Consider the following 14,659-nt stretch of genomic DNA (forward strand, 5'->3'; position numbering starts at 1 on the left):
TCTAGAATGCAATTCCAACTGTAAGTCCTGCTCTTAATGTAAAGCCATCCCAATTATCGGTATCAAAATCTTCTTCAGCTCCCGATTTCGTATCCAGATTAATGCTTGTGTAACCCGGACCAAAAAACCATTCAAAGCTTACTCTTTTCTTAAAAATATACTGCTGACCAATGATCAAACCTGCACCAAATCCATTTAAGGTGGCTTCATCATTAGCATCATTCTCCAAATTATAATTCAAATAACGAGCATAGGGTGCTACGAAAAATCCTTTTGGTGCTGGTGATTCTGAAAGATAAAAACGGTATTCCGGAGTAATTCCCCAACCTCTTACCTTGGTGTCGTCCCAGGTATTGCCTGTATACAAAAGACCCAATTGAATACTGCTGTTGTCGTTTAACTTGTGCTCTACAAAAAATGATCCTGTGCGCACTAACGGACTTAGTAAATTGGCTTTTATAATTGTGTTTTGTGCTTTTGTAAAGCTCACACTAGCAAGCATGATAAAAGCGAATAATAGAAACTTGTTTTTCATGTGATTTAGATTTTTGACTTATTTCTTTTTGTCAGAAATAATTAGGTGATTTCCTTTTTTAACTGTTTTAACCCGTAAGTGCAATTCCAATTCAGTAATTACCTCATCAATACTGGCGTTATCAAAATAACTGTTGAATTTTAAAGTGTCCAGTCTTTCACATTTGTTAGTAATTCTAACATTATAAAAATTCTCAAGGTATTTAAACACTAATGGAATAGGCATGTCTTTAAATCGAAGGACTCCAGTTTTCCAAGAATCAAAATTAGGTTCATTGTTCACCGATTCAGTAATGAACGAATCATATAAAATTCCTTTTTCTCCTTTTGTAAGGTAAATCACCTCTTGTGTTTCTTGATTTTTCAGGCTGACTTTTCCAGAATTAACACTTACAACAGTTGCTCCATCCATTTCATTTTTAACATTGAAGCTGGTACCAAGCACTTCAATTATTGCATTTCCGGATTTGATTATAAATGGTTTGGTCGGGTCGGGCTTAACTTGAAAGTAGGCTTCTCCTTCCATTTCTACATTTCTTACGTCTGAATTAAAATGTTTAGGATAAATAATTTTACTCTTCTTGTTTAAAAAGACCTCAGTTCCATCAGCCAACACAATTTTATCTTTTGTTTGCATGCTTTTGGTTTGAGCATATTTACCAAAACCTGGTGTTGTCTGATACAGATAAACCAAACTAAGAGAGAGTAAAACAAGAACAGTGGCAGCATATCGCATAAACAGGTTAACTTTTTTCAGTCGAACTGTTTTTCCTGATTTTGCTTTAATGATTTTCCAATCTGCTTCTTCATCAATTTTTTGGAATACCTCAATCTCTTTGCTCGATTTCCAAATCTTCTGCATTTTAAGAAAGTTCTCTTCATTTGCAGAATCAGCTTGCATCCATTCCTGGAATTGTTGCTTGTCCTGATCAGATGATGTTCCTTCCAAAATGGAAAATAAAAATTGCTCGTCGATATGTTGATTGTTCTGTTTCATTTTGCTGTTTCTAATGGTAAGACAAATAAGAATGACTACACACGTATTCGAATTCAAAAAAAATGAAAAATTATTTTAATGCGTTCAGTAAGTAAATAATAAGAAGTGTTGCCAGCATTGGACCAATCTTTACTCGTAGGCTTTTCAAAGCTTTCGAGATTTGAGTTTCAACGGTTCTTTTCGAAATCCCTAACTGGTCGGCTATCTCCTGATTGGTAAATCCATCCATTCTATTCAGTTTAAATATTCGCTGACATTGTTCAGGCAATTCATCAATGGCTTTAAAAAGGGCATATTCCAATTCGGTTTGTTCTAAAATTTTATCTGCTTCCAAGCTAAAACCAGAACTTAAATATTTTATGTTTTCATGATGAGTTGCATGATTTTTTCTTTGCCGGATGGTATTTAAGCAAGCATTTCGCACCGAAGTATACAAATGTGCCTTGGCGGAAGTATGAATTTTCACAGATTCCCGATGATCGAACAGATGCACAAAAACATCTTGTACAATTTCTCTTGAATCATCGAAATCGGACAGGAATTTATTGGCATAAGCCGTTAAAACAGAATAGTGCTCTTTAAATAGTTGCTCTATTCTTGTTTCCGTCAGGTTTTCGAATGCTTGGGTTTTTAGCGCGTGTTCCATGGTTAATACTGAAGTCGGTTATGCATGCAATGCTAATTTTTAAAAAAGGAATTTAAGCTCTTTCTAATCAATAGACAATTAAAAGGGGCGGCACACGTATCATAAATTGAAAAAAAATCAATTTTGTTGTGTTTGGTGCTCGTGAGAGAACCAATGATTATTTAATTATGGAGATACTTTTGTATTTATCACTGAGAGCCTCACTTGTAGTGAGACCCTCAGGTTTTGATAGAATAGATAGGCTCCCGGCATGATAATGGATCAATTTACCCGGAGCGAAGGCTTTCTTTTTATAATGGAATACCCTTCGCACTCGGACGAAGGCTTCTTTTTCTTCATAAAATCCCTTTCGCTCCAATGCGAAGGTCTCTTTTTAATCAAAACACATGTTTCGCAGTAATGCGAAGGTCTTATTTTCATCAAAAGCCTATTTCGCATTGGTGCGATGGCTTAATCAGCACCATTGAGGAACCATCCGCAAGAAGCGAAAGGGCTTCCAGCACCAAAATGGATGCTTCGCTCTGGAGCGAATTGGAGCCCATATACAATTTGACACTATAGATGGTGGTGAGATGTAAGTGATTCTCTACTAGGAAAGATTCTACTATGGGTGAGACATAAAAACACCGAAACTTGAGAGCTTCGGTGCTTGAATGCTACCGTTTTATAACCTGCATGAGTGATTGTTGAAGGGATTTACAGCCCCTTTTAATTTTCCACTTCCCCAAAATTTTTCTTGTTGATTCGAATGATCCAGGCAGCAATAGCTTTGGAGTTAGTTACTAAAAGATATCCAAATAGATATTGAAACAAAGAGCAAATTGAATAGATAAGCGATGCTTTCTCTTGAGGGAAGTCTCTGGTCAGGTGGCTTATTATCTGACTAATGCTTGATATGACATATGGAAAATGAAAGATCAGAATGTACAGCCCAAAAATCACCAATGAAATTTCCAGAATTTTACTGTAATTAGGATCGATTGCTAAATTGATGTCAAAGTCTTCCTTACAGATTTTCTTCGCTACTCTTGATGATTTAAAGATTAATAAATAGCCAATGATAAAAGTGATTACTCCTCCTGCCAAGAATAATCCCAAACCAACAAAATCCATATAATCAGGAATGTTTTGGGTGAACATCGATTTAATAAAGTGCAGATCTTTAAGATAAAGAAGTGCGGCAATAACTACATAGATTCCAAAGAGTTTAAGAGCAAGGTCAATAATGTTGGATTTTTTCATCTTTAGTTTGTGTGATTAGTTCAGGATAAAGTGCAATTTTTTAGAAACATAAAATTAGAAAAACAATTCAATGAATAGTGCAATTATGCTATTTGAATGGTTCTATATTATGAATTATTTAGAAACAATTTTACCTGCATTTTCTCACATAAAAAAATGGCTTTGCATTTACGCAAAGCCATTCTTTTAAATATGAGAATTCACATTCTTTGTGTTTTGATTATCAATAGCTTAAATATAAGGCAATGGAAACACCAACAAAGGTTCCGATGATGTAACCTAAAATACCTACCAGAATAGCAGGTGTTACCAGCTTCTTTTGTCCCATAGAAGCTGCCATAGGAGCTGCAACCGATGGTCCCATGATGTTTGCTGCCGATGAAATAACTACCTCGTAAACATCCAGTTTAAAGAGTTTGGCCAATGCCAGCATAAACAGAAAATGGAAGAGCATAATGGTTAGGTAAAATCCCAATACGGCCGGGCCAATGCTAAATATCTGTGTCATGTTGGTAGCCGCACCAATTACTGCTAAAAAGATGTACATCATCCACAAACCAAGCGAGAAGGCTGTGTCTTCCAATGGTTTTAGTCTCTTTGGAAAGAAGTTCGCGGCAAGAACTGCTAAAACAGTAATTACCAATATGCTAAGGTTTAATTTTGTGTGCAATAAGTCTTGAAGATAGGGCGTTAAAAGGGTTCCTGCGCCTGCAATAAATGCGGCGATAAAAATAGAAACGGCTACCCGCTCCAAGGTCATTGGGAATTGTGCTTTTTCTAATTTTGAAACATCCTCCACTTCGTTTTCTTTCTTTGGCTTTACAAAAAAGCGTGATAAGAATAGGAGAGAAGGAGTCAGGAACAGGAACAGTGTATATAAGTTTGATACAAAATTATCAACAGCAATGGTTGCTGTAAATAACGGATTGCTGCTGAAATTCAATATTTCTGCCGCTGCAATGAAGTTTACACTTCCTCCAATTAATGTTGCTGCGATAACTCCTGCTGTGTTTCCTGAATTGGCGCCCAAATCAATAAACGAAAAGGCAATGAAACAACCAAGAACAATGCCGATAGCACCCAGAATGTATGCAATCAAAAGTTTTCCGCTTTCTTTTACAATTTTAAGGATGTTGGAACTAAACAGCAACATGGGAATGGAGATAGGAATAAAATAGGAAAATACCATATTGTACACATCCACTTTAATGGTTGGGTTTGATGCTACAGGAACCACTCCGGCCATTGCCAGTATGGACATGGATATCATGGTAACTAAAATTCCGGATAGTTTACCGAACCATTTTTTGTGTTCTGAATAGAGACCAAAAGCCGCGGCTCCTGCTATCACGAAAAACAAGACTAAATTGTTTTCGGGAGAGATTAATGATTGCATAGGTGTTTGATTTAGATAATGAGGAACGAATATATTTGGATTTTTGCCGAAAAGCAAAGAATCAGGCCTATTTGTGTCTCCAAATATCGAGTTTAACTTATAAAAAAAGAACCTCAAATCCGTTTTGGTTTTGAGGTTCTTTTTAAATCATATTGATTATTTTTTTTTCTTTTTAGGAGCTTTTTTGGCAGGCACCTTCTTTTTAGATTTTTTCTTTTTTGGATTATCCAGAAAATCTTCAGCTTCATTCATCAATTCCTTCAAGCTCTTTGCGTAGTCTTCAGAAAAATCGATGGTCGCTGAATAATCTCCTTTCGAGATGTCCATTACCTGAATTTCGGTGCCTGTAAATTCTTCTACATCAGCTAATAACTTTTTCTCTTCTGTTGGGTCACAGAAAGAGATGGCCAATCCTTTTTGCACGCCACGACCCGTTCTACCTACACGGTGAACGTAATTTTCAGCAACATCAGGCATGTCATAGTTCACCACATAATCAACATTTGGAATATCGATACCACGTGCACTTACATCTGTTGCAATCAAGATTTTTACTTCTCCTGTTTTAAAAGCATTTAAGGCAATTAAACGATCATCCTGTTCGCGATCTCCATGAATGGTTTGTGTTTCTATTCCTACACGTTGCATGGCTTTGTGAACACGTTCGGCTCTAACTTTTGTTCGCACAAAAACAAGTATCTTGCTTTCTACATGTTCCTTAATCATACGTTCTAAAAAGAAACGCTTGTCATCCATTCCAACAAAAGCAACACCATGTTCTACATTTTTAGATACAGGATCTTTAGGCGAAATTTGAATTCGAATAGCACTTCGAACCAGCGAATAGGCTAGTTTTTTAATTTTAGGAGTGATGGTCGCTGAAAAAAACAAGGTTTGACGATTCTTTGGAAGAAAACAGATCAAATCCTGAATGTCCTTTATGAAACCTAAATCCAACATGTGATCGGCTTCATCCAATACCAGCGTTTCTACTTTATCAAGCTGAATAAATCCCTGATTGGTTAAATCGAACATTCTACCTGGAGTAGTTATTAGTATGTCGATTCCATCTTGCAAACTCGCTATTTGAGGAGCCTGTTCAACACCTCCAAATACACAAAAGCTTGTTACTTTGGTATGTTTTCCAATTTTTTGAAAAACTTCGGTAATTTGAATCGCCAGCTCGCGGGTAGGCACCATTACAACACATTTAATGCCGTTGCTGCTTTTACTCTTTTTTCCTTTGTGCAGTTTGTCGATGATAGGAATCGCAAATGCAGCTGTTTTTCCTGTTCCGGTTTGAGCAATTGCAAGCACGTCTTCTCCACGAACAATTGGGGGAATGGCTTTGAATTGGATATCGGTAGGTCTGTTAAAACCTAAATCTTCCAAATTTCTTTTAATATCGGGGGAAAAACTATATTGACTAAATTTCATTTTTTGTGTTCAGATGATTTTATCGGACAAAGATAGGTGTAAAATATGATTTTGTTGGGTTCCTAATAAGCTTGTTGGCAAAAGGGAACTTAAATTAAGTTTTTACTGTTTTTTAAGTGTTTTTGTTTCCACCCGATATCTGAAATAGCCATAACCACCAATTACTATGGTTCCAATAAAAGTTAATCCATTGGAAAGAATTCCGAAGCTGATTCCTGCGTTAGGATCCAGCTGAAAGGCAAGAAATAATTGAAGAAGCAGGAAATGAGTTGTTCCAATTCCTCCCGGACTTGGTAACGCCCAACCAATTCCACCAATGAAAAGAATTACAATTGCAAAACTGAATGGGTATCCTGATGTTTCGGGCAAGCAAAGCAGGTAGATGTAATTTAAGACAACGAGCATTGTCCAAATTAGCAGTGTCAACAAAATAAACTGGAATCTCTTCTTGAGAAGTAATCCTTGCTTAAGCGATAGAAACATACTTTGTAAGAATTCAACGATCTTTTTTATTGGACGACGCTCCGATTTTTTTATTCTGCGTAAGCTAATCAAGAAAAGAATAAACAGAGCAAGTACAGCAATCGGAATTACATACAAATAGCGGTAGCCGTAAATATGAGAAATACCACCTATTGTTGATTCAAAAATTCCCTGTAAACGATCCATTTCAAAACAAAATACAGCAAATATACCAAGACCTAAGATCAACATATCGTAAGCTCGCTCGGCCATAACGCTACCCATCGAAACGGCAACAGGAACTTTCGTTGTTTTTTGCAGTGATGTGCAACGAATTATTTCACCGAATTTTGGGGTGAAACTATTTACCAAGTAGCCCAGAAGGAGAGAGGTTAGTACTTTGTCTGATTTTGGATATGCTCCAGATTCTTCCATTAACAGTTTCCAGCGTAAGGCTCGCAAATAAAAAACGATGAACAAACAGATGAAGCTAAGTAGTATGAAAAAATAGTCAGCATTCGCCAGGCTTTCCCATACTGGAGCCATTGGCTTATCACGTAATGTGAGAAACAAAAAAACGGAACCAATTATTATTCCAATTGAATTTTGTAATATTTTTTTTATTCGACTTCTCATTTATTGAAGTTACGGATTTGTTAGTTTTTTTGTAAAGGAATACAAAAATAGAAAGACTTTTAGAATATTTTGTTTCAAAGCAAATTAAAATCGGATGAAGTGATTATTTCTTGATGGTTTGATAGGCCTCCTTCAGCCAGTTTTTTAATTGCTGATCAAACTCAGATAACTCACCAATGGCAAGGCGATGTAAAACTCGATTTCTGGATATTCTTTTGCATAGGTAAATTGGAAATTGATCTTCTTCCCGATGCAATTGAAACTCCAATACCAAATGATTCTTTTTTGTGTAAACCGACAAAAAGGTTGCGCCTATCTTAAACTGTATACAAGTTTTTAAGTAAATAATTTTGACGTTTTCGAATGTTGTAAGATAGGATAGGAGGACTTCAAATAGTTCGGAAATATCTGAACTCGTTTTCTGTAAATGAGTCTCTTTATCAGTAATGTAGCAAGAATGATATTGGTTGGGGCCCAATAATGTTCTTTTACAATTTGGACAAATATAGGTCATGCGAAATTTTAAAATCGAAGTTATTTTGTAGTATCCAGAGCAACTTGCTGCATGCTGGTGCTAATTCTTTTAATGGCTTCTTTAATATTATCTTCGGGCTTAATGAATGTCTGATTTCCCCAGAAATGGTTGTCGTAAGTAAGATTTTCGGTTGAAAGAATTGTTGTTGGCACAATGGTTTCACGATGCTTAAATCGTCTCACATTAATGGTATCTAATTTTGTTGTTGCCATCTCGAATGAAGTTGAGAAAGTCTGTGAAAAGAACTTTTTTTTATTTTTAACCTTAAATTTTAAATTACCCAATGTGTGATTTAGAAAATATTTTCCGTTGATATTTCGATAGTTTACAGCATATTGAATATGTAGAGCTCTGACTTTAGTTTTTGCATTTGCTTTGCTAATGAATTGATTTGTTAATTCAGGCAATCGATCTTTATTATAGCCAAATTCGGCGCCAATAATGGCTAAACTTCTGGTTTCAACGATCAGCTTGCCTTCCAAAAGAGGCATATTCAAATTTGGTTTCGGCTGAAATTCAATGATGTAAACGGTTCGGTTGTTAAATGTACTGATGTCGGATAAGTGGTAGTTGTATAAATGTATAAATTCAGGATTCAGGAATTCGGGTGGGTTTTGTACAATATCCAGCATCAAACAACCCTGAATACCTCCTTTTAATCGAAACGATATGGTATCCAAACGAGATACGTCATAAATTTTACGACTCTTGAATATTTTCACTTTATCGGTAAGCTCATTCTCCGAATACGGATTTTTGTAGATATCTAAAACAGATTCGAGATAAATCATATACTTATTGTTTTTAAGTACCGATTCCCTATAAAAAGAGGTGAGGTTAGCCGCGTTTTGCGGATAGTTAATGTCTATTCTATTTATAGCAGCCTTTAGTATCGATCTCGGATCATTATTTCTAATTACAACCTCCTGAAGTGAAATGAAATCCTCCTTTAATTGGATCTCAAGTTGATTATTTAAAATCTCAGAAACAGGTATTTCAAAATTTTTAAAGCCAACATAGGAAACAACAAGTGTGTCTTTACTATTTTCCGATGAAAGAGTGAGCGCAAATTCACCATCCTGATTGCTAATTGTACCAACATGCTTGCCTCGAATACCAATACTCGCATAGGGCAAGGACATTTTAGCTGATTGATTTGTTACTTTGCCACTAATATTTCGGTACGAAATGTAAGGAATAATGCTTGAGGTGACAGGTTCGTTTGTTCTGTATAAGGCGGGTACAATAATGATATGCCTATTAACTACCTGGAATGTAAGACTGGTATCTTGAATTATTTTCCGCAATAATACTTCGAATTCAATATCATTAGCTTTAAGACTAAGCTTTTCGTTATTTGTAAATAAATCGGAATTATAGGTGAAATAGCAGTTGTTTTTTGCCGCAAGAGAATCCAATGCATCATTAATACTTAGTTCTGTGATATCAATTGAAATCTTATTTTGTAAGAGTGATTCCTGAGCCGAAAGGGTAGATTGAGCAAAGCATATCAAAAGCACAAGCAATGCATAAGAAAGCTTGCTTCGTACTGTTTTTTGATATGTTTTTCTGCTTTTCATCCGGCAAGTGAATTACTTAAGTTCTTTTTTCAGTATAATTTGATTACCATTCTTTTCGTAGCTTAAGTTATGTGGGCGACATAAGTTTTCCAGAACATCAGTAAGAGGTGTTTGGTTGAATGATGTTGTGATTGGTAAATTCTGAATTGCTGTGTCGTTGAATTCAATATTAACCTGATAAGTTCGATTTATTACTTTGGCTACATCTTGTAAACTCATCGCTTTAAAAACCATTAAATGAGTTTTCCAGGAGAGGTAATTTTCATCTTTTTGTATGGTTTTCTCAAGTAAATCATCTTGTAATATTCCAAAATCACCTTTTTCAAGAATAATTTTATTATTTGGTTCTTTTGCAAGTGAGAATTGAACTTTACCTGTTTCAACCAGAACTTCCACATGCTTATTGGAAGCATTCACATTGAAGGATGTCCCCAAAACTCTAACTTCTGCATTCCCAACTGAAATAATGAATGGTTTGGCAGGATTCTTAGTAATGGTAAAAAATGCTTCACCAGTTAGTTTTACCCGTCTTTCATTTCCCGAAAACGACTTCTCGTAAACCAATTCCGATTTGCCATTCAGGTTTACGATGGAACCATCAGCCAAAGTTATCGATTTGCCACTTTCATATAATTCAGATGAGATACTTTGGTAAGGAGCAAGCTTATCTGTGTAGATATGGTATGATGCTAATCCAAGACCAATGGTAATCACCAACATGGCTGCAATCTGTATCAACGTCCTGGTGTTTTGGAACGAAAACAGAGGAACTGCCTTTAGGGTATTATTCTTTTTAGAATTGCTTAAATTCGATTTTACTGCCGACCAAGCCGCATCAACATTAAATAGTTGTTGAACTTTGTTAACCTCTTGAATTAGGCCCAAATCTTTATTGGATGCAGAAACAATTTCGGCATACTCAGGATTGGAATCAATCAACTTTTCAAATGTCAATTTTTCCTCTGCGCTCATTTCTCCACTTAGATATTTCGAAATGATTTCCCACTCAATTTTATGTGATGTATTTTTTTTCATTTTGTTTATAGCACAATAATTCCAATGTAATCTTTTAAACTTTTCCGGAAGGCTTTTAAGGCCTTTCCCATATTCGCTTCAACGGTCTTTACCGAAATAGATAATTTGTCGGCAATTTCCTGATATTTTAGACCTTCAAACCGACTCATTTTAAATATTTGACTGCAACGATCGGGTAAATTCGTAAGAGTTCTATTTACAATATTATGAATGTCTTTTTCTTCTACCGAATCTATTGGTAATGAGTTCTCTTGTTTGTTGTTTTTAATGTATTCTTGGTACTTTTTTTTTACACCTCTTTTTCGCAATACCTGCAGACTATTAAAATAAGTTGCCTTGTAAAGGTACGCTTTTAATGAAGTGTGTATTTTTAAGGTTTTTCTGTTTTCCCATAACTGACAAAACAATTCCTGAACAATTTCTTCTGATTGATTTGTGTCTCTCACAAACCGCAGAGCGTAATGACATAGTAAAGGGTAATATTCTCTGAATAACTTTTCAAACTCCTGTAAGTTACCACTTTGTATGTTCTTAAGTATCGTATCTGTATCTTCCGACATTTTAGTATCTCTTCCTGTGTTTTAAAAAGCTTGTTACACTTTCTAAGTTAGGATTTTTCAATCAGTAGAGGAAAGATCTTCAATATTATTGTTGATATTTTCATTATAAAAATGGCAATAATTTAGATTTTTCTTTTCTCGATAATTGATTCCTGTATGGATGAAAAGAACCGTTCTTAAATTTTTCATGTTTCCCCAAGCATGAGTGAACGGTTCTTTTCTGGTTTTGAATTCAGTGGGTAAAGGTTTAAAAGATAACTAACTCCTGTATGTTCTGAATTCAATATTTCATTATTTCATTTTCCTCTTCAGTTTTCTAATTGCTGATTCGATCGATTGATCTGGTTCAATTGTATTATATGCTCCCCAGAAATTGGCGTCAGCAAAGTTGCTTACTTCTTCAACCATTACCTGATTTGCTTTAAATTTATTATCTCTTTTAAAGCGTACAATATTTTGTTCTTCGCGGTCGGTAATAGCAATTTCGGTCATTGCAGTATAGTTAGTATTGAAAAGCTTGCGTTTCCAGTTGCATTTAAAATTAATTTCTCCTCTTGCATAATTGAAATACCATTTACCATCCTTTTCGTGATAGTTAACAAAGTAATCGGCTGAGGTAGGAGTTACTTTTACACCTGCAGGTTTACGTTTAATAAACATGCGAGTTGCTTCCTCTTCATTACTTAGGTTCAAGCTAAATTTTGCACTTGCTAAGGCTAAATTTGTTGATTCAACATACAGTAATCCATAATACAGTGGAATATCAATGTTTTCTTTTTGTTTGAATTCAATTACGTAATGAATTTTGTCGTTAATCTTAGTAATTGATTTAATTGAAAAATTATAGTTGTCGATGAAGTCTTCTGAAAGCAAATTGTAAGGATTTTTCACAACATCTAAAAGTAGTGATGTGTATGGTCCGCCTTGCAATTTGAAAAGTAGTGTATCCATTTTCTTTACATCCTGACTTTTACGGCCTTTGTAAATTTGAATCTGGTCATCTCTCATTTGTCTGTAACCCGATTTATGAACATTTACAACAGCTTCAGAAATAGCCACGTAAGAACGGTTTTTCTTCACTGTTTCGCGATAGAAACCTTTCATCATATTTGGTTCTGTAGAATAGTTCTGAGATACTTTAGCCAAAATACTTTTCACCAAAAATAAAGGATCTAATGGGTAAATGTTAATTTGATCCAACGGAATTGTAACCGATTCCAGTTTAAAGATATTTCTCTTTTCCTTTAACGAATTAATAGGGATTTCGAGATTTTTGTATCCGATATAAGTAACTTCAATTTTACTGACAGGAAGATCTTTGGCGATTTTTAAAAGAAATTCTCCATCATTGTTCGATACTGTAGCAACATTAACACCTTTTACAGTTATTGTTGCGAACATTAGAGGTTCGTTAGTGTTTGCATCCTGAATCTTCCCTTTATAAACATCGTATTTTAAAGTGTCGATTACTTGTTGCACTTTGTTTTTTTCTTTACTGATATTTCCCTCTGCGGCCATTACATTGCTAAAAGAGAAAAACAAAAAAGCAGAAAGAATAATTGCGAAATAAAATCTAATTTTTGTTTTCATGGCAATATGTTTTATTTAATAATAGATTTAATAGTTTGAGAAAACCGATCGTGTATTTTCTTGTCTCTACTACTATGATGCATGAAAGGAATTATACCCTATCCGTTTTTTCACTTTTTTTATTGAAATGGATATTTTCTAATTGTAGAGCCTATTTTTTTACATCCTTAATATGTCCTATATTTATATGAAATCAAATAAATAGCTTCTTAGCGATTCTATTTACATCAGAAAAGTAACCTGAAGAATTGAATAGTAACAAGTTAAGTTTATGAAAGTAGATTATTGTGAAAAGGATCTTATTTTAAAAGTATATCCAACTGTTGTAGGCTGTTTTGAAGATGGTTGGAGTGTTTTGAAGAATAACTTTTTAATTTTATTGCTTGCAATTATAGTTGTCGGGATTATCGATACTCCGATGGGATACAATCAGATGGGATGGGAAGATCAGGATTCATTTAATCTCGGATTTTTCTCATTAAAATTTCTGAGCTTTATCTATTACCTGTTAATTATTACTCCATTCAAATATGGTGTAGATTGGATGTTTCTGAAAGCGTCGAGGAAAACAGAACCGCAATTCGAAGAGATATTAGATGGATTTAAGAAATTCTTATTCGTGATTTTGAGCCATTTATTGGTGATTGGAATAGTTGGAGTAGGCTTTTTGTTTCTTATTATTCCGGGAATTTATTTGGCTTGCAAGTTGATTTTTGTACCCTTTTTAATAATGGATAAAAAAGCAGATCCAATTCAGGCAGTAAAGCTTAGTTTTTATTTAAGCAAAGGATACTTTTGGACAATTTTTGGAATGGGGATTCTTTCCTTTTTTGTATTAATATTAGGACTTATATGTATGATTGTTGGGGTTTTTGTCTCAATTGTTTGGATACACTCGGCTTTTGCAGTTCTTTACAAAGCCTTAGATGATTTGCATTTTGAGGAAGCTTGTGAATTAGCTGGGGTTTCTCCTGAAAGTGTTAAAATTTAAAATTTCAAGATTCAGATCATAAGAAAGGGAGACCCTATTGGATCTCCCTTTTTGTATTGTAAGTTTCTAATACTATTTAATCAAGTGTCTTGATAAATCAAGCATTCGAACAATTGGTGCTTTTGCTTTTTCCATTACATCATCGGGTAAAATGATTTCAGGTTTTTCATTCTTTAATGCCAGATATATTTTTTCCATTGTGTTCAACTTCATGTAAGCACAATCATTGCATGAACAAGTTTCATCGGCAGGAACAATTAAAAATTCTTTGTTAGGAGAATCTTTTTGCATCTGATGAAGAATACCCGTTTCAGTAGCTACAATGATTTTTTTGGATGCACTGTTTTTAGAGTAGTCTAACATTGCGGTGGTTGAACCTACAAAATCGGCAAGTAACAATACAGGATGCGCACATTCTGGGTGAGCAACAAGTACAGCATCAGGATTTTCGATTTTCATTTTCATGATTTTCTCCGAAGAAAGAATATCATGAACTTCACAGGTTCCATCCCAAAGAACCATTTGTCGGCCTGTAACTTCATTAACATATCGTCCCAGATTTTTATCCGGAGCAAAAATTATTTTTTGCTCTTTCGGAAAGGATTCAACAATTTGAACTGCATTTCCTGAGGTGCAAATCACATCTGATAAAGTCTTTATTTCGGCAGTACAGTTGATGTATGAAATAACGATATGATCGGGGTGAAGTGCTTTAAATTTACGAAAATCGTCAGCCGGACATGATTCTGCAAGAGAACAACCAGCCGCCAAATCGGGTAAAAGTACTTTTCGGGTCGGATTTAATATTTTGGCAGTTTCAGCCATAAAATGAACGCCTGCAAACAAAATAATGTCTGCATCTACTTCAGAAGCCTTTTGCGCTAGAGCCAAACTATCGCCTTTAAAATCGGCTATCTCTTGTATGTCAGGGGTTTGGTAGTAGTGGGCAAGAATTACTGCATTCTTTTCTTTTGCTAATTGAAGAACCTTATCTTTCATCAGGTAAATATTTGCTTAG

14 protein-coding genes are annotated in these 14,659 nt (G+C 34.9%); 1 reads left to right on the forward strand and 13 read right to left on the reverse strand.

The window, feature by feature from the left end; translation table 11 throughout:
- Position 1 precedes the first annotated feature (1 nt).
- From ALGA_RS19055 to ALGA_RS19110, 12 genes are all read right to left on the reverse strand, one after another.
- A complete protein-coding gene (locus ALGA_RS19055; protein WP_096431949.1) occupies positions 2–535 on the reverse strand; it encodes a DUF3575 domain-containing protein in 534 nt (177 codons plus the stop codon).
- A gap of 18 nt (positions 536–553) precedes the next feature.
- Positions 554–1,531, reverse strand: a complete 978-nt coding sequence (locus tag ALGA_RS19060; RefSeq protein ID WP_096431951.1) for a FecR family protein — start codon at positions 1,529–1,531, stop codon at positions 554–556.
- Between the two features lie 70 nt (positions 1,532–1,601).
- The gene (locus ALGA_RS19065; protein ID WP_096431953.1) at positions 1,602–2,177 is read right to left on the reverse strand and encodes an RNA polymerase sigma-70 factor; all 576 of its coding nucleotides are present in this window, start codon (positions 2,175–2,177) and stop codon (positions 1,602–1,604) included.
- Positions 2,178–2,885: 708 nt separating this feature from the next.
- Complete coding sequence (locus ALGA_RS19070) at positions 2,886–3,419, reverse strand: hypothetical protein (RefSeq protein ID WP_096431955.1); 534 nt, start codon at positions 3,417–3,419, stop codon at positions 2,886–2,888.
- 223 nt (positions 3,420–3,642) lie between these two features.
- A complete protein-coding gene (locus tag ALGA_RS19075; RefSeq protein ID WP_096431957.1) occupies positions 3,643–4,815 on the reverse strand; it encodes a DUF819 family protein in 1,173 nt (390 codons plus the stop codon).
- 156 nt (positions 4,816–4,971) lie between these two features.
- Positions 4,972–6,252 carry a DEAD/DEAH box helicase gene (locus tag ALGA_RS19080; protein ID WP_096431959.1) on the reverse strand — a complete coding sequence of 427 codons (1,281 nt, stop codon included), beginning with the start codon at positions 6,250–6,252 and terminating at the stop codon, positions 4,972–4,974.
- 102 nt (positions 6,253–6,354) lie between these two features.
- The gene (locus tag ALGA_RS19085; protein WP_096431961.1) at positions 6,355–7,350 is read right to left on the reverse strand and encodes a lysylphosphatidylglycerol synthase transmembrane domain-containing protein; all 996 of its coding nucleotides are present in this window, start codon (positions 7,348–7,350) and stop codon (positions 6,355–6,357) included.
- A gap of 103 nt (positions 7,351–7,453) precedes the next feature.
- Complete coding sequence (locus tag ALGA_RS19090) at positions 7,454–7,864, reverse strand: DUF5655 domain-containing protein (protein ID WP_096431963.1); 411 nt, start codon at positions 7,862–7,864, stop codon at positions 7,454–7,456.
- Between the two features lie 20 nt (positions 7,865–7,884).
- Complete coding sequence (locus tag ALGA_RS19095; protein WP_096431965.1) at positions 7,885–9,465, reverse strand: carboxypeptidase-like regulatory domain-containing protein; 1,581 nt, start codon at positions 9,463–9,465, stop codon at positions 7,885–7,887.
- Positions 9,466–9,477: 12 nt separating this feature from the next.
- Positions 9,478–10,500 carry a FecR family protein gene (locus ALGA_RS19100; RefSeq protein ID WP_096431967.1) on the reverse strand — a complete coding sequence of 341 codons (1,023 nt, stop codon included), beginning with the start codon at positions 10,498–10,500 and terminating at the stop codon, positions 9,478–9,480.
- Between the two features lie 5 nt (positions 10,501–10,505).
- Positions 10,506–11,060 (reverse strand): RNA polymerase sigma-70 factor, encoded by a 555-nt coding sequence (locus ALGA_RS19105; protein ID WP_096431969.1) that lies wholly within the window; start codon positions 11,058–11,060, stop codon positions 10,506–10,508.
- A 291-nt stretch (positions 11,061–11,351) separates the two neighbouring features.
- Complete coding sequence (locus tag ALGA_RS19110) at positions 11,352–12,650, reverse strand: carboxypeptidase-like regulatory domain-containing protein (RefSeq protein ID WP_096431971.1); 1,299 nt, start codon at positions 12,648–12,650, stop codon at positions 11,352–11,354.
- Between the two features lie 271 nt (positions 12,651–12,921).
- Between ALGA_RS19110 and ALGA_RS19115 the strand changes: the two genes are divergently transcribed.
- Complete coding sequence (locus ALGA_RS19115) at positions 12,922–13,641, forward strand: hypothetical protein (protein ID WP_096431973.1); 720 nt, start codon at positions 12,922–12,924, stop codon at positions 13,639–13,641.
- A 72-nt stretch (positions 13,642–13,713) separates the two neighbouring features.
- Here ALGA_RS19115 and nadA read toward each other — a convergent pair whose 3' ends face one another.
- Positions 13,714–14,640, reverse strand: a complete 927-nt coding sequence (gene nadA, locus ALGA_RS19120) for a quinolinate synthase NadA (protein ID WP_096431975.1) — start codon at positions 14,638–14,640, stop codon at positions 13,714–13,716.
- Positions 14,641–14,659: the final 19 nt, after the last annotated feature.

Source organism: Labilibaculum antarcticum, from assembly GCF_002356295.1.
Lineage (GTDB): Bacteria > Bacteroidota > Bacteroidia > Bacteroidales > Marinifilaceae > Labilibaculum > Labilibaculum antarcticum.